This is a genomic window from Kitasatospora sp. NBC_00240 (assembly GCF_026342405.1).
In the GTDB taxonomy this organism is placed as follows: Bacteria; Actinomycetota; Actinomycetes; order Streptomycetales; family Streptomycetaceae; genus Kitasatospora.
In genome coordinates, this window is the sequence record NZ_JAPEMU010000001.1 from 4,909,159 (window position 1) to 4,925,671 (window position 16,513).

Annotated in this window: 10 protein-coding genes; 4 read left to right on the forward strand and 6 right to left on the reverse strand. The window is 74.9% G+C overall.

Annotated elements, in window-relative coordinates:
* Positions 1-192 precede the first annotated feature (192 nt).
* The 3 genes from OG689_RS20805 to OG689_RS20815 all read left to right on the forward strand — a co-directional run bounded on the left by OG689_RS20805 (position 193) and on the right by OG689_RS20815 (position 5,783).
* A complete protein-coding gene (locus OG689_RS20805; protein WP_266322412.1) occupies positions 193-2,613 on the forward strand; it encodes a protease pro-enzyme activation domain-containing protein in 2,421 nt (806 codons plus the stop codon).
* 268 nt (positions 2,614-2,881) lie between these two features.
* Complete coding sequence (locus OG689_RS20810) at positions 2,882-3,970, forward strand: hypothetical protein (protein WP_266322414.1); 1,089 nt, start codon at positions 2,882-2,884, stop codon at positions 3,968-3,970.
* Between the two features lie 430 nt (positions 3,971-4,400).
* The gene (locus OG689_RS20815) at positions 4,401-5,783 is read left to right on the forward strand and encodes a peptidoglycan-binding protein (RefSeq protein ID WP_266322415.1); all 1,383 of its coding nucleotides are present in this window, start codon (positions 4,401-4,403) and stop codon (positions 5,781-5,783) included.
* Positions 5,784-5,811: 28 nt separating this feature from the next.
* Here OG689_RS20815 and OG689_RS20820 read toward each other — a convergent pair whose 3' ends face one another.
* The 5 genes from OG689_RS20820 to OG689_RS20840 form a co-directional block, all read right to left on the reverse strand.
* Positions 5,812-6,579 (reverse strand): TrmH family RNA methyltransferase, encoded by a 768-nt coding sequence (locus OG689_RS20820; RefSeq protein ID WP_266322417.1) that lies wholly within the window; start codon positions 6,577-6,579, stop codon positions 5,812-5,814.
* 61 nt (positions 6,580-6,640) lie between these two features.
* Positions 6,641-8,794, reverse strand: a complete 2,154-nt coding sequence (locus OG689_RS20825; protein WP_266322419.1) for an FUSC family protein — start codon at positions 8,792-8,794, stop codon at positions 6,641-6,643.
* A gap of 10 nt (positions 8,795-8,804) precedes the next feature.
* A complete protein-coding gene (locus OG689_RS20830) occupies positions 8,805-10,034 on the reverse strand; it encodes an HTTM domain-containing protein (RefSeq protein WP_266327305.1) in 1,230 nt (409 codons plus the stop codon).
* A 353-nt stretch (positions 10,035-10,387) separates the two neighbouring features.
* Complete coding sequence (locus tag OG689_RS20835) at positions 10,388-11,098, reverse strand: DUF5819 family protein (RefSeq protein WP_266322421.1); 711 nt, start codon at positions 11,096-11,098, stop codon at positions 10,388-10,390.
* Between the two features lie 198 nt (positions 11,099-11,296).
* Positions 11,297-12,463 (reverse strand): rhodanese-like domain-containing protein, encoded by a 1,167-nt coding sequence (locus OG689_RS20840; protein ID WP_266322422.1) that lies wholly within the window; start codon positions 12,461-12,463, stop codon positions 11,297-11,299.
* 274 nt (positions 12,464-12,737) lie between these two features.
* On the opposite strand from OG689_RS20840, the gene OG689_RS20845 reads away from it, so the two are divergent.
* Positions 12,738-15,599, forward strand: a complete 2,862-nt coding sequence (locus tag OG689_RS20845; protein ID WP_266322424.1) for a SpoIIE family protein phosphatase — start codon at positions 12,738-12,740, stop codon at positions 15,597-15,599.
* Between the two features lie 96 nt (positions 15,600-15,695).
* Here the strand turns inward: OG689_RS20845 and OG689_RS20850 are convergent, their stop codons facing one another.
* A complete protein-coding gene (locus OG689_RS20850; RefSeq protein WP_266322426.1) occupies positions 15,696-16,409 on the reverse strand; it encodes a hypothetical protein in 714 nt (237 codons plus the stop codon).
* Positions 16,410-16,513 lie beyond the last annotated feature (104 nt).

The following is a 16,513-nucleotide window of genomic DNA, read 5'->3' on the forward strand; positions in this document are numbered from 1 at the left end:
ACAGCCATTCACTGTATGGACTGACGGTCATTCTGTTTGTGAATTACCCGTCCACACTTGACTGTTCTTTAGTAATGAATTGCTCGACCATGAGCCAATTTCCGCACGCCCTCTGGGATGTTCTAGCAAGCGTTTTCGAACCCGGAACGCCCAGTCCCTGCCGGCCCCCACAGCCGGCCAGAGGAGGAGCCCGTGCGCCCCCGCCCGCTCGCCCTTGCCGCGGCCTTGACCGTCCTGCCGTTGACCGCGCTCTCGCTGGGAATCACCGCCGCCCAGGCCGCCCCCGCCCCGAACGCCACCGCCTCCCGGGTCGCCCTCCCCGACACCGTCACCCCGGCGGTCGCACGCTCCGAGAAGAAGGGCGACGTCCCCGCCGCCCAGCAGCTCTCGGTGGCCGTCAGCCTCAAGTTGCGCGACACCGCCGGCCTGGACCGCTTCCTCACCGCGGTCGCCACCCCCGGCTCGCCCGAGTACGGCAAGTACCTGACGCCCGCGCAGTTCACCGCCCTGTACGGCCCGACCCAGGCCGCCGTGGAGCAGGTGAAGAGCTACCTGAAGTCCCAGGGGCTGACCGTCGCGAGCGTCAGCGACAACCGCCAGGTGGTGAACGCCCAGGGCACCGCCGAGCAGATCGCCAAGGCCTTCGGCACCCACGAGAGCGCCTACCTCGACCCGCTGCAGCAGCGCACCTTCTTCGCCAACGACGCCGCCGCCTCGGTGCCGGCCGACCTGGCCGACGTCGTCCAGGGCATATCCGGCCTGAACAACCACACCGTGCGCACCACCCGCCTGGCCAAGCCCCAGGGCACCGCGGCCGCCGCCGCCCCGCACGCGGCCCCGAGCGGCTTCGGGCCCAGCCAGTACGACGGCGCCTACAAGCTCAACTCGATGGGCGCGGACGGCACCGGCACCAAGGTGGCGCTCTGGGAGTTCGACGGCTACAAGTCCGCGAACCTCAAGACCTACGACACCCAGTACGGGCTGACCGGCCCGGCCGTCACCACCGTCTCGGTGGACGGCGCGAACTACGACTCGGCGCCGGGCGACGGCCAGGGCGAGGTCGAGCTGGACAGCGAGATCGTGCGCGGCGTCGCCCCCAAGGCGACCCAGCTCGTCTACGAGGCGCCCAACAGCGACCAGGGCGAGATCGACATGGCCGCCAAGATCGTCTCGGACAACCTGGTCTCGGTCATCTCGATCTCCTGGGGCTCCTGCGAGCCGGACACCACCGCCGCCTCGATGACGGCGGTCGACAACTCCTTCAAGCAGGCCGCCGCCCAGGGCATCTCGATCTTCTCGGCCTCCGGTGACGACGGCTCGCGCGACTGCACCCGCTCCACCAGCGGCTCCACGGTGAAGGCCGTCGACTTCCCGGCGTCCAGCCCGCACCAGACCGGTGTCGGCGGCACCAACCTCAAGGTCTCCGGCACCACCTACTCCTCCGAGAGCGCCTGGAGCACCGCCGGCGGCGGCGTCTCCACCGTGTTCGGCAAGCCGACCTGGCAGACCGGCACCGGCGTCACCGGCACCATGCGCACCGTCCCGGACGTCGCCTCCAACGCCGACCCGGCCAGCGGCTTCGCCATCTACACCACCGGCGGCTGGCAGGTCTACGGCGGCACCAGCGCCGCCGCGCCGCTCTGGTCCGGCTACGCCGCGCTGTTCAACCAGAAGGCCGGCGCGGCGGGCAAGCCGGTGCTCGGCGAGGCCAGCCCGAAGCTCTACACCGTGGCGAACGGCAGCGGCTACGCCGGCGCCTTCCACGACACCGTCACCGGCAAGAACCAGGACTTCTCCACCAAGGCCGGCTACGACCAGGTCACCGGCTGGGGCAGCCCGGTCGCCGACGCCCTGACCACCGCCCTGCTCGGCGGCACCCAGACCGGCAACACCGTGACGGTCACCAACCCGGGCAACCAGAGCACCGCCACCGGCACCGCCGTCAGCCTGCAGATCGGCGCCTCCGACAGCGCGAGCGGCCAGACCCTGACGTACAGCGCCACCGGCCTGCCCACCGGCCTGGCGATCAACGCCACCACCGGCAAGGTCACCGGCACGCCGACCGCGGCCGGCACCTACAACGTCACCGTGACGGCGAAGGACACCACCAACGCCACCGGCTCCGCCTCGTTCACCTGGACGATCGGCGGCACCAGCACCTGCACCCCGGCCCAGCTGCTCGGCAACGCGGGCTTCGAGACCGGCACGGCGGCGCCCTGGACGGCCTCCACCGGCGTCGTCGACAACAGCTCCGGCCAGGCCGCGCACTCCGGCTCCTGGAAGGCCTGGATGAACGGCTACGGCTCGGCCCACACCGACACCGTGTCGCAGACCGTCACCATCCCGGCCGGCTGCAAGGCGACCTTCTCCTTCTGGGTGCACATCGACACCGCGGAGAGCGGCACCACCGCCTACGACAAGCTGACCGTCCAGGCCGGCTCCACCACCCTGGCCACGTACTCCAACGCCAACGCGGCGACCGGCTACGTGCAGAAGTCCTTCGACCTCTCGGCCTTCGCCGGCCAGAGCGTGACCCTGAAGTTCACCGGCACCGAGGACTCCTCGCTGCAGACCAGCTTCGTGGTCGACGACGCGGCGGTCACCACCTCCTGAGGTCCATGACCTCCTGAGATCCGCCGGGGCGGGCCTTCACGGCCTGTCCCGGCGGTGCGCCGTCCCGCCCCGGCCGGACGGCGCACCGCCGCGGGGGCGCCCTCCCCGCCATCCGGCGGTCCCCTCCGTGACCACTGTCATACGCGCGGTGGATGACGTACCCTCTCGACCGTGCGTAGGGTTCCCACAGTTCGGTGATACGCGGCTCCCAGCGCATACCGGCAGCGGGCCGGTCCCGCCGAACTCGCTTGGTGGGGAAGGTATCCGGATGGGCTCACAACTCCCACAGAACGCCGCCAGACTCCGTCTGGTCGGACAGCAGACAGGCGAACCCCTGGCCGCCGAACCGCCGGCCCCCGAACTCCCGCCCGCCGGGCAGCAGGGCTCCGCGGCGCCGGGCGCCGAGGAGCGCCCGCCCGCCGAGGCGCCCGCGGCCCCGCAACCGCAGGTCGCGCGGATCAACCCGGCCGGCAGCTTCGACGAGGCCCTGAACGCCGCCATCGAGGCCAGCGGCCTCAGCCTGGACCGGATCAGGGCCGCCCTCGCCGACCGCGGCGTCCGGGTCAGCGTCACCACCCTCAGCTACTGGCGGCGCGGGCGCAGCCAGCCCGAACGGGCCGCCTCGCTGCACGCCGTCCACCTGCTGGAGGAGCTGCTCGGGTTCCCGCACGACGGCCTCTCGGCGCTGCTCGGCCCGCCCCGCCCGCGCGGGCGCTGGGCCACCGCCCCGACCACCGGCAGCCTGCGGATCGAGGACGTCTGGCCCGGCCAGCAGCAGATCGCGGACGTCTTCACCGAGCTCGACGCGCCGCCGGTCGGCGAGCTGGAGCGGCTCAGCATCCACGACGCCTACTACGTGGACGCCGAGCACCGCGGCCATCTGCTGCGGATGCGCCAGGTGGTCCGGGCCACGGTGAGCGGGGTGGCCCGCTGCCTGGTGGTGCACAAGGCGGACGAGGGCGCGACCGGCTGCCCCGAGATCACCGCGGTGCGGCACGCCCGGCTGGGCCGGGTCCGCCGCCGGCCGGAGAACGGCCTGGTGGTGGCCGAGCTGATGCTGGACCGCCCGCTGGGCCTGGGGGACAGCACGGTCTTCGAGTACGAGGTGGAGATCCCGTCCGACGGCCCGACCACGGTGTACGGGCGGCGCTTCGCGGTGCCGGTGCGCGAGTACGTGCTGCAGGTGCACTTCGACCCGGCGGCGGTGCCCGCGCACTGCGAGCGCTACGACCGCTCCCCGGGCGAGGAGGTGGACCGGCGGCGCGAGCAGCTCTGGATCGGCGCCTCGGCCAGCGCCCATGTGCTGGCGCCGGACCAGCAGCCGGGCGAGGTCGGCATCCGCTGGGAGTGGGAGTGACGCCGCGGCCGGTCCGGTGTCCCACCCCGGGCCTGTCCCACCCCGGGCCTGTCCCGCCCGGCCGGCGCTGACCCGCCGGTCCTGACCTGCCGTCGGCCGCCGTCACCGCCTGACCCGCCGTCGGCCCGGCGCCTGCCCCGGCCCGACGCACCCCGGCCCCGCAGGCCTGCTCCCCCGCACGGTTGCTTCGTACCGGCAGCACCGCGCGGCCGGTCGCCGTCCGACGGTGTTTCAGCTCCACCCGGTCGCGCCCGCTCACCCGCGCGGCCCATCCCATCGCGCCGAATACCCGTCCGATTTGGGACGTTGGTCCTGATAGCACCGGATCGGCCTGCGAAGGTCACTCCTGCCATGCCGTCAGCCCCCGCGAGGAAAGCTCCCGGCCGGGGGCGACGGGCCCCGGAACGACGTGCCCTGGAAAGGGGCGGAGATGACCCGACTGCTGGAGTTCGACGAGGTCGAGCCGGACACCGACTGCATATGCCCCGGATGCTCCGCCCGCCGCCGGGCCAGGCTGCACGCCGCGGCCGTCCAGGACGGCGGGCACGCATCCGCGCACAGCGTCCGCCGCCGGGCCGCCGTCCTGTTCGCGGCCGTCGGCACCGTGATCGGCGGCGGCGCGGCCGCGGCCGCCGCCCCCACCCCGGGCGGCAGCAGCAGCACCCCGGCCCCCCGCAGCCCGCAGGGCGGGGTCACCGGCCGGTTCGGCGGGGACCCGGCGGGCGGCCCGGCCCGGCTGCAGGCCGTCCAGGGGATCACCCGTGAGCAGATCATCGCCCGCGCGCAGGGCTGGGTGGACCAGAAGGTCCCGTACAGCATGAGCTCGAACTGGTCCGACGGGTACCGCCAGGACTGCTCCGGCTACGTCTCGATGGCCTGGGGGCTGGCCGCCAGCGAGACCACCTGGACCCTGCCCGGCCTGGCCGACCGGATCACCAAGGACGAGCTCCAGCCGGGCGACGTCCTGATCTTCAACAACCCCTCGAACCCGCAGGCCGGGTCGCACGTGACGATCTTCGGCGGGTGGGCCGACGCCGCCCGCACCAGCTATCTCGCGTACGAGCAGACCTCCCCGAGCACCATCAGGCGGACCACCCCGTACGCCTACTGGAGCAACGCGACCGGGTACCTGCCCTACCGCTACAAGGCGCTGTCCCCCGGCGGCGCCGACGGCAGCACCGACCCGGGTACCGGCACCGACCCTGGTACCGGCACGGGCAGCAGCAGCGACGGCACCGGCCAGAGCACGGCCTTCCCCGGGGCGGACACGTTCGGCCCGGGCAGGTCCAACGACTACATCACCCGGCTCGGGCAGATGCTGGTCCAGCGCGGCGGCGGCCGCTTCTACACCGAGGGCCCCGGCCCCACCTGGGGCGAGGCGGACCGCAAGGCCACCGAGGCGTTCCAGCTGGCCCAGGGCTGGACCGGCGCCGAGGCCGACGGCCTGCCCGGCCGCGACACCTGGGACCACCTGGTCAACGGCAAGGGCGAGGACATCGGCGGCGGATCGCCCCCGCCGCCGGTCACCCCCGCGCCCGGCACCCCGCCCACCGCCCCGCCGCCGGCGACCGGCGTCCCGGCCTTCCCCGGCGCGGAGAAGTTCGCGCCCGGGCAGTCCAACAGCTACGTCCAGCAGCTCGGCGAGCAGTTGGTGCGCAAGGGGTTCGGCCGCTACTACAGCCAGGGGCCCGGCCCGCGCTGGAGCGAGAGCGACCGGCTGAACACCCAGGCCTTCCAGCTGTCGCTGGGCTGGAGCGGCGACGAGGCGGACGGCTACCCGGGCCCCGACACCTGGCGCCGGCTGTTCGGCTGACCCGCCGGCCGGCCGCCGGCCCGGAGCGTCAGGGCCTGCGGCCGGACATCCAGTGGAAGAGCCCCATCGCCACGCTGGTGGCGAGGTTGAAGCTGGACACCCCCGGCTGCATCGGCACCGCGACGAGCTGCGCGGCCCGCCCGCGCAGCTCGTCCGAGACGCCGTGCCGCTCGGTGCCGAAGGCGAGCACCGCGTCGTCCGGCACGGTGACCGTCCTGATGTCGGCGCCCTCCGGGTCCAGGACGTAGAGCGGCCCGGCGGGCAGCTCCGCGAGCGTCAGCCGCTCCACCGCCGTCGCGAAGTGCAGTCCGGCGCTGCCCCGGACGACGTTGGGGTGCCAGGGGTCCAGGTCGCCGGTGGTCACCACGCCGGTGGCCCCGAAGCCGGCCGCCAGCCGGATCACCGCCCCGACGTTGCCCAGGTTGCGCGGGTTCTCCAGCAGCACCACCGGGGCGGGGCGGGGGGTGCGGGACAGGGCCGCGAGGTTGGCCGCCGGGCCGGGCCGGACGGCCAGCGCGACCACGCCCGTCGGGTGCGGTTTGGGGGCCAGCGAGCGCAGCGCCGGCTCGGGCAGCTGCACCGCGAGCGCGGCCAGGGCCGGCGCCACGTCCGGCGCCAGCTCGTCCGCGAGGCGCAGCAGCGCGGCCAGGTCGGCGGTGCACACGTACCGGACGTCCCCGCCGAAACGCAGTGCGTGCTTCAGCGCGTGGAACCCGTCCAGGACCACCGTCCCGGGGGCGGCGGCGCTCTCCCGCCAGCTCCGTACCAACCCGGTGACCTCGGCCTCGTCGTTCATGCCCCCACTCTCCCACCCCTCGCGCGGGGCCCCGGCGGGCCCCCGCGCCCGCCCGGCCGCCTCAGGAGCCCGCGGGCTCGCGCTCCCGGGGCTGCGGAGCGGTGCCCGGCCGGCCGCCGCCGCGGCGCAGGGCCCGTTCCAGGTCCTTCAGGGCCTGCAGCAGCAGCCGGGTGGCGGACCTGATCACGTCCAGCCGGTCGCTCTCCGGGGCCTGCGACAGCTCCCGCTCCAGCTTGGCGTGGGCCTCGCGGACCGAGTCGAACTCCACCCGCCGCCCGGTGAGCAGGGCGCCCGCCGCCAGCGCCGTCCCGTACCGGACCTCGTCGGCGAACTCGGGGACGCCGGGGACCGGGTCGGCGTCCGGCCCCGGCAGGTGCGCCTCCAGCAGGATGCCCACCCGGCCGAGGTGGCCGACCGCCGCCCGGGCCCGGTCGATCTGCTTGCGTGAGACGTCCGGCAGCCGGGTCTTGTGCCGGCCGGGCTCGACGTCCGCCCGCTGCACCGCCTGCATCAGCTCCGAGCGGGCCTCCCGGGAGTCCAGCAGGGCGGCGCGCACCTCACCGGAGCCGTCGGTGGCCGGGTCGCCGTAGACCCGCAGCGCGGCCGCGTTGTAGCGGCCGGCGGCGGCCAGCCACTCGGCGAGCCGCTCGCCGAGCCGGGCCGACTGCCAGGTCGGGAAGAGCGCGTACGCGAGCAGCGCCACGCCACCGCCCAGCAGGGTCAGCCCGACCCGCTCGAAGGCCGTGGCCAGCGGGTCCCCCGGCTGGAGGCCGAGCAGGAAGACCACGTACGAGGAGACGCAGGCGGTCATCAGCGCGTACCCCGTGCGCAGGGTCAGATAGGCGCCGCCGATGAAGACCACCGCGAAGGCGGCCGCCAGCCACTGGCCGGGGTGCAGCAGCTGCACCACCAGGGTGGAGAAGGCCACGCCGACCACGGTGCCGGCCAGCCTTGCCACCCCCCGGCTGTAGGTCTGCGCGAAGTCCGGCCGCATCACCATGGCGGAGGTCAACGGGGCCCAGTAACCGTGGTGGAAGCCGACCACCCGGGCGAGCAGGTACGCGACGGTGACCACCCCGGACAGCCGGACGGCGTGCTGGAAGACCGCCGAGTGCGGCTCCAGCTGGCGCCCGACGGTCCGGGCGGCGACCGGCACCATCCGGTGCAGCGGGGGCTTGCGCAGCGTGCTGCCGGGGTCGACCGCCAGGGCGCCGATGCTCTCCTCGTCGCTGCCGTCCAGGATGTCCGCGGCCCGGCGCAGCAGGCCGGCCAGCCGGCGGGTGGCCCGGCGGGCGGCGCCGCGCAGCTGCGGCCCCTGGGCCGGGGCCACCAGGGTGAGCGCGGGGGTCGAGCGCGGCAGCCGGAGCGGATCCCCGGTGCGTACCGCCCGCGCCAGCGCGTCCATCGCCTCGGCGGCGGCCGCCAGCACCTCGCGGGCCCGGTCGCGTTCGGGCCCCTCGTCGGGGGCGCCGACCTTCGGATCGGCGATGGCGGCGAGGGCCGGGCGGATCCGCTCCGCGATGCTGCGCAGCCCGCGCATCTCGGCCGGCCGGCGGCGTTCCTGCCAGGAGGTCAGGGTGGCGGCGTGCCGGGCGGTGATGAAGGGGGCCGGGTCCAGGTGGGCGATCGGGTCGTGGCGCAGCCGGCGGGCGTAGTCGGCGAGTTCGGCGTAGGTGTCGGCGAGCGCCTCACGCTGGGCGGTCCAGTTGCCGATCGGCCAGACGGTGATCAGCAGGGCCTGGACGGCGCCGCCGAGCGCGCAGACCAGGCCGTGCCCGAGCGCGGTGGGCACGCTGACCGGCAGTTGGACGACGACCAGCATCACCGAGACGGTGGTGGCCGCGACCACGCCGGCGGTCGGCCCGATCGCCCACATCAGCCCGGCGCCGAAGGCCCAGACCGCCAGCAGGACGGGGAAGGCCCCCGGTACGCCGACGGCCAAATACCCGAAGAAGGTGCTGATGCCGAGCCCGGCGCCGGCCGCGACCGCGATGGTCGGCCGGGGCCGGAAGCTGCGCTGGAAGGTCGCGGTGCCCGCGATGAAGGCGCCCATCGCGGCGGAGGTGGCCAGTCGGGGCCCGCCGATGGCCAGGGTCGGGAAGATCACCAGGGCCACCGCGACGGCGCCGCGCAGGGCGCGTTGGGGGTTGGTGAGGGTCCGGTCCAGGGTCAGCCCGGCCCGCGCGGTGTCACGTAGGGCAGCCAACCAGGACATAACGGACAGCTTAGACCGATCGACCCAGGGTGGGCGGCCGAACGGGCTCCGGCCCCACCTGGGCCGCCTGGCGCAGCCGCGACCGCCCGGCCCCGGGGGCGGGGAGCCGGGTCCGGAGGTCGGAGAGCGTCGCCCCGACCCGCAGCAGCACCGTGGTGGGCAGGAACACCGCGTCCGCCGCGATCATCGCCAGCGAGAAGATCGGCAGCCCGAGCACCACCGCGATCCCCGCGTGCTCGGCCATCATCACGGCCAGCAGCACGTTCTTGACCCGCCGGTCGACCAGCGTGAACGGGAAGGCCACCTGGACGGCCACCGTGCCGTAGGTGATCAGGAAGACCGGCAGCAGGGCCGCCCCGAGCAGCCCGGACAGCCATGGCCAGGGCGCGAAGTAGTCCAGGTGCAGCGGGTAGTAGAGCGCCGTCCCGTCCTGCCAGCGCGAGCCCTGGACCTTGTACCAGCCGGCGGTCGAGTAGATCAGCACCACCTCGGTGGCGATCACCAGCAGCGCGCAGTTGTGCAGCATGGTGGCCAGCGCGTCCAGCACCGCCCGCGGCTCCCCGGCCGGCCACCACCGGTTGACGGCGTACCAGAGGCCGGCCACCGCCCACAGGCCCCAGAGCAGCGGGGCGAAACCGGGGTACGGCCGGGCCGCCGAGACCCAGTCGAGGGTGCCGCCGGAGAAGCCGCCGAACTGGGCCGCCGTCAGCGCGGCGCCGAGCACGGCCCAGAGTGCCGCCCCGCCCCGGTCCCGGGCGCCGGCGGCGCGCCGGGCGCGACGGGCGTCCAGCGACCACACGGCGGCGCACCGGGTGAAGACCAGGTAGACGGCCATCACGTGCAGCACGTTGTCGCCGCCGTCGCCGACGAAGACGTTGCGGTTCTGCAGCGACAGCACGGTCACCATGAACAGCACGCCGCTCGCCCTGGTCCGCCAGCCGAGCACCACGGACAGGGCGGCCAGCACGGCCAGGTGGTAGACCAGCTCGAACCAGAGCCGGCCGCCGAACCAGGGCAGCACCGTGAACGCGCCGTTGTCCGCCAGCAGCTGCCCGGCCAGGTCGAGCGACCAGGGCGAGCGGTCGCCGTACAGCACCCGGCGCTCGGGCCACTCGCGCAGCAGGAAGGCCAGCCAGGCCAGCCCGAAGCCGATCCGCACCACGGCCGCCTGGTACGGGCCCAGCACCCGCCCGGTGAACGCGGCGAACCCCCTCGCGAAGGCCGCCCCCAGGGCCGCCACGGGGCCGACGCCGGGCCGGGGGACCGGGCCGGGCACCACGCCGGGCGCCGCGTCGGGCAGCGGTACGGCGCCGGGCACCGGGACGGCGACCGGGTCGCCCGGTCCGACGGCGGGCTGGCGGGGGATCCCGACCAGCAGCTGATGGTCCGGCAGCGGCGCCGCCGCCCGGCCCGGGCCCTGGTCGGAGCGCTGATCCCGGTCCGGGCGCTGATGCTGATTCCGGCGGCGGTGCCGGTCCTGGTGCCGGTCCTGGGGCCGGTCCTGGGGCCGGTCCTGGTCCGTGACCCGGTCCGGTCCGGCGCCGCGGCCCCCCGAGGGATCCGCCTGCGGCGCCCCGGCCGGCGAGGCCCCGCTCACGCCAGCCCCCGGTAGTCCTCGTCGTTCACCGGCCACCAGGGCAGCTCCCGGGCCGGCTGCGTCACCGGCGGGCTCTCCCCGGCCCAGCCGGGCGGCGCCACGGGCACCCCGGTCACCCGGAACTGGATCTCCAGGATCCGCTCACCGTCGGCGGTCCGGCCGATCCGCTGCAGCGCGATCCGCTTGAGGTACTGCTCGGCGAGCTTGCCCCGGGGGTTGGTCAGCGTGCCGTCCGGCCCGGCGTGCGAGCCGTCGTAGAAGTCCCAGGCCCGGCGCAGCATGTTCTGGTCGGCGTGACTGGGCGCCGGGTTGCCGCGGATCGCCGCGATGTCCTGCTCGGTGAGGCCGAGCCAGTCGTGCTCGCGGGTCGCGCCGCCGTCCAGCACGGTCCGCACCCGGGCGTCCAGACGGACGTTCTGCTGCAGCGGGTTCGGTGCGAAGAGCTTCCAGTTCTGCTCGAACTCCGGGTAGACGATCCCGTCGACCTGGTGCCGGTACTCCCTGGACAGCGCGTTGGCGGGCGCCACGTGCAGGAAGACGGCGCCCAGGAAGACCCCGGCGGCGCCGAGCAGCAGGGCGCCGGACAGGCACAGCACCACCAGTGCGGGTGTCGACCAGACCCGGGCGGGGGTGGTGTCCGGCTCCGCGGGCACCGGCCCGGGCCCGTCGCCGGTGTGCCCCGGCCGGCCGGCGATGGTCTGCGCCATGCTCTCCCCGGGTGGTCGCTCGCGCCGCTGCCCGGCCGTGCGCCGGGCGGCGCGCACCCCAGGGCGGGCCGCTCCCGGGCCTGGGCCCGGGGGCACCCCTCGGGCGCGCCCGCCCATCTTGCCCTAAGGCCCCGCGACCGGGGGAGGGTCCGGCCCGGTCGGTCCGGGAACACCGGACCGACCGGGCCGGGGAGCGTCCTAGAGGACGAAGGCCTCGGCGCCGCCGGTGCCGACCATCGGACGGCCGGCACCCTCCCAGGCGAACATCCCGCCGTCCACGTTGACCGCGTCCATGCCCTGCTGCACCAGGTACTGCACGACCTGCGCGGACCGGCCGCCGACCCGGCACATGACGAACAGCTTGGCGTCGGGCAGCTCGCCGATCCGGGCGACCACCTCGCCGATCGGGATGTGCCGCGCACCGTCCACATGGCCGGCGTCCCACTCGTCCTGCTCGCGGACGTCGAGCAGGACGGCGTCGGCGGGGACGGCGGCGGCGTCGATGGAGGGGATCTGGGGGAACATCGTCTGGGTCTCCTGGGTCGGGTTCTCGGTGCGGTCGTCCACGGGCTGCCCGGCAGGGCCGGCGAGCAGCCGCTCCAGCTCGGCCTGCTGGGCGGCGGCCTTGGCGAGCAGCTGCTCGGCGAGCTCCTCCAGCAGCCGGTCCGGGTCCTGGGGGGAGAGCGCCAGCAGCTCGCCCATCGCGGTGTTCTCCAGCCGGACCTGCTCGGTGGCCACCTCGGCGATCTTCCCGCCCAGCCACTCCAGCCGCTGGCGCAGCCAGGCCAGCCGGTCGGGGGAGTCGACGGCGGGCGCGGCCTCGGGGTCGGTGGACCACTCCTCGGCGAGCTCCGCCAGTGCCTTGGCGTCGCCGTAGGCGTACGCCTCGTTGACCCGGGCGATGAACGCCGAGCGGCGCCGCTGCTCGGCCGGGTCGGTGGAGAGGTCGGGGTGGGCCCGGCGGGCCAGGTCCCGGTAGATCCGCTGAGCGTCCTTGCCGGGACGCACCCGGGTCGGCGGCTCCGGCGGGGCGACGGCCGCCTCCTGCTCCTGGATGTCGGCGAAGAGCGACTCCAGGTCGGGGAGCTCGTCCACCTGCCGGCGGGCGTCGGCGGCCCGGCGGACGTCCTCGGGGTGGCCGGTGCGGGCGGCGACGGCCTCGGCGATCAGCGCGTCCAGCTCGTCCAGCCGCGCGTAGAGCGGGCCCAGCAGCTGGTGGTGGATCAGCGCGAAGTTGTCGATCTCGACCCGCAGGGTCTGCACGTCGACATCCATGGTGAGCCAGGCGAGTTCGGTCGCGGCGACCCGCTCCTCCAGCTCCTGCTGCTCGGGGTCCGACCAGCGGACGGGGCTCTGCGCAGTCACCTTCTCGCCTCTGTCTCGTCTCGGTGCGATCAGCCAGACTACCCCGCCGACCCGGCCTCCCGGCGGGCCGGGAGGCAGCTGCCCCACTCGTTGGATGGACAGGGTGTGCGTGGCGGCGCACTCTGGGTGACACGCAACTGATACTTACGAATCTCACCGTTTCGCTATCAGTCCAGACCCTCTCCATGCTTCGCTGGGACCGGCAGAGCACGCCGCCCCCCACACAGAACGGCCACCCTCAGGCGCGGCGGCCAGGCGGGAGCAGACCGAATCCATGGTGGACGAGCCCAACTCCACACCGAGTCCGGATGTCGCCCCGGCCGCCCAGGGCGGTGCCGGCGACCGTGACGACCCGCCGTCAGGAGTGGCAGCCCTCCTGCGGCTCGCCGCCGTGCTGGTCGACGAGGACGGCCGGATCGTCCAGTGGAACCGGGCGGCCGAGGAACTCTTCGGGCACCGCGCCGAGGTCGCGCACGGCCGGACCGCCTCCGGGCTGCTGCCCGCCTTCGAACCGCGCACCGGCCCGCACGCCCTGCCCGGCCCGGCCCAGCTGCCCGGCCCCGCCTCGCGGCCCGGCACCGTACGGCAGTCGGCCGGGAGGCGCTGCGACGCCTTCGACACCCTCGACGACCTCACCCAGCTGGACACCCCGTGGTCCGGCCCGATGGCCGTCACCGACCGCGAGGAGCGGGTGCGGGACATCCTCTGGTGGGCGTACCCGCTGATCGAGCCGGCCGGCCGCAGCCTGCTGGCGCTGGCTGTGGACGCCCGACCGCTGCGATCGGCCGGCCCGCGGATCGCGCTCGGGTCCCGGTTGCTGCCGTACGCCGCCACCTCGACCGCCCAGGGCGGCTTCCACCGCCTCGGCGCCACCTTCACCCCGCCCGGGCAGGGCTCGGCCGGCCCGCTGGCCACCCTGCTGCCCGCCGGATCCCCGGAGCGGGTCCGGCGGCTGCTGGCGCAGCTGCTCCGGGCCGGCCTGCCCGCCCTGTGGGTGGACGCGGCCACCACGCTGCCGGTCCTCCCGTACGAACCGCCCGCCGCCGGCACCGCCCGCGCGGCCGCCGGGCTGGGCCGCCGCTACCCGACCGCGCAGCAGCGCGCCGCCCGGCTCGGGTCCGGTCGGCCCGGCGAGCAGCCGACCGGACGCCGGGGCGACGGCGGCTCCACCGGGTCCCCGGGCGTCGCCCGCGGCGCCGCGCTCGGTCTGCGGGTGCTGCCCCCCGGCGGCGCCGGCCCGACCGGCCCCGGCGGCGCCCTGCCCGGGCAGCGCGAATCGGCCACGGCGGCCCCCGCCACCGACAGCTCCGCAGGATCCGAAGGAGGAGCCACCATCGAGCAGGCCGCCGTCGAACCCTCCGCGAACGGCCACCGCGACCGTACGACGGACACCGCCACTCCCACCGTGCCCGCCCCGGGCGGGGCCCGGCCGGCCGACCAGCTGGTCCCGATCCTGACCAACGGCCAGGCCGGCGAGCAGCTGGCGCTGCTGGGCGAGGTCGGTGGCAAGGTCGGCACCACCCTGGACCTGCACGCCACCGCCCGCGAGCTGTGCCAGGTGCTCGTCCCCCGGGTCGCCGACTTCGCCTGCGTCGACCTGCTGGACGGGCTGATCTCCGACTCGGAACTGCCCGCCGCCCGACCGGACGACGACACCATGCTGCGCCGGGTCGCCCGCACCTTCAACGACGCCGTCGGCCAGTGGGACCACGTCCTGGAGGAGGGCGCGCTGCTCGCCATGCCGCGCAGCACCCCGCCGGGCATGGCGCTCCAGCTCAACCAGCCGGTGCTGGTCCCGGTGATCAGCCCGGACGTCGCCGTGGACTACGCGGCCTCGCTGGGCGGCGCCGGGCTGGCCTCGGTGGTGGCCGGCCGCTCGATGCTGGTGGTGCCGCTGTCCGCCCGCGGCACCGTGCTCGGCATCCTCAAGCTGCTCCGGCTCGCCGACCGCGCGCCCTTCGACGAGAGCGACGCGGCGACCCTCAAGGAGCTGGCCGCCCGGGCCGCGCTGTCGCTGGACAACGCCCGGCTGCACCGCGCCGAGTCCCGGGTCGCCACCACCTTGCAGCGGTCGATGATCCCGACCCGCCCGCCGCGGATCCCCGGTGTCCAGATCGCCCACCGCTACCTGCCCGGCGACCCGCGGGCCGAGGTCGGCGGCGACTGGTTCGACGCGATCCAGCTGCCCGGCAGCCGGGTCGCGCTGGTGGTCGGCGACGTGATGGGCCACGGCCTGCACTCGGCCGCCGCGATGGGCCGGTTCCGTACCGCGATGCAGACCCTGGCCGCGCTGGACCTGCCGCCCGGGCAGCTGCTGCGCCACCTGGACAACCTGGCCCACAAGCTCGGCGACGACCATCTGGCCACCTGCCTGTACGCGGTCTACGACCCGATCAACCGCACCTGCGAGCTGGCCAGCGCGGGCCACGTCCCGCCGGTCCTGGTGCACCCGGACGGCACGGGTGAGCTGCTGGAGATCCCGGCCGGGGCGCCCATCGGGGTCGGCGGGGTGCCGTTCGTCGCCAAGAAGATCGACGTCTCGGACGGCTCGATGCTGGTGCTCTGCACGGACGGCCTGGTCGAGGTCCGCGGCAGCGACATAGGGGCGGGGCTGGCCGCGCTGTGCGGCAACCTGATCGACCCCAAGCAGACCCCCGAGCAGGCCTGCGACGTGGTGCTGGAGCGGCTGCACTCGGACGACCGGAAGGACGACGTCGCCCTGCTGGTGGCCCGGTTCGACGGCGTGGCCCCGACCGAGGTGGCCACCTGGGACCTCACGGTGGACACCGCCGAGGTCGGCCGGGCCCGCACGCTGGTCCGCGAGCAGCTCGCCGCCTGGCACCTGGAGGCGCTCTCGGACACCACCGAGCTGCTGGTCAGCGAGCTGGTGACGAACGCCGTCCGGGTCGCCCGGGACAAGGTGCGGCTGCAGCTGATCCGGGTGGACAAGCTGCTGGTGGAGGTCAGCGACGACAACCACAACCTGCCGTCGCTGGAGCCCGCCGAGGAGCTCGGCGAGACCGGCCGGGGGCTGCACCTGGTGACCAAGCTCGCCGAGCGCTGGGGTTCGGCCCGCAAGGCCGTCGGCAAGGTGGTCTGGTTCGAGCTGCCGCTGCCCCGCAGCGTCCGCGACTGACCCCGGTACGGTCTGCCCCTCGCGGCCCGGGCCCACCCCGTACGGCCCCGTCGTACGGGGTGAGCCCGTCGGCGGACGCCCGTCAAGAAGTGCCTGTCAGGGGATGACGGTGCCCGCGGCGGCGCCGCGCCGCCTGGCCTCGCCGGCGCGCCCGGCGGCGGCGATCGCGGTGGCGGCGACCACGCCGGCCAGCACCCGCGGCCAGAAGCCCCCGAACACCTCCACCGAGGCGGCGATCAGCATCGCCGCCATCAGTGCGACCACATGCTCCAGGCCGGCCAGGTTGGGCAGGATCACGGCCTCGCCGATCATCAGCACCAGCACGGTGCCGCCGGTGAACCAGGCCCGGCAGCGGAAGGCGATGCAGAGCGCCAGCCCCACCACGGCGGCCGACGGCCCGGTGTCGCGCACATGCGCCACCCACCGCGGGAACCCCAGCAGGTGGTCCGGCCCGACCGCCACCGCCACCCGGGCGAAGAGCGTCCCGGCGAGGGTGCAGACGTAGGCGATCACCAGCGTCATCCGGCGGCCCAGCACGATCTCGGCCAGCCCGAAGACCAGGAAGACCTGGGCCAGCGCGCCCCAGACCGGCAGGTCCAGCGCCGGGACGTAGAGCGAGAGCGGGGTCCGCAGCAGCGAGACCTCCAGCGGCAGCGAGGCCCGCACCACCCCGATGCTGGTGACGAAGCGCTCGCCGCCGGGCAGGTGTTGGATGACGCTGAACATCATGATCAGGAGCGTGGCGGCGGTGGCCAGTGGAACGGCCGCGAACTTCCGCTCCACCAGCCGTTCCCGGACAGCGCCGAACAACGGCCCCCACTCTGCGACAACGGCCCGTCTGGCAAATGCCAGCGGCCCCTTTCGCACGCCCCCCGCGTGGGTCCTCTGATTCACAGCCTTCGCTCCAATTCCGA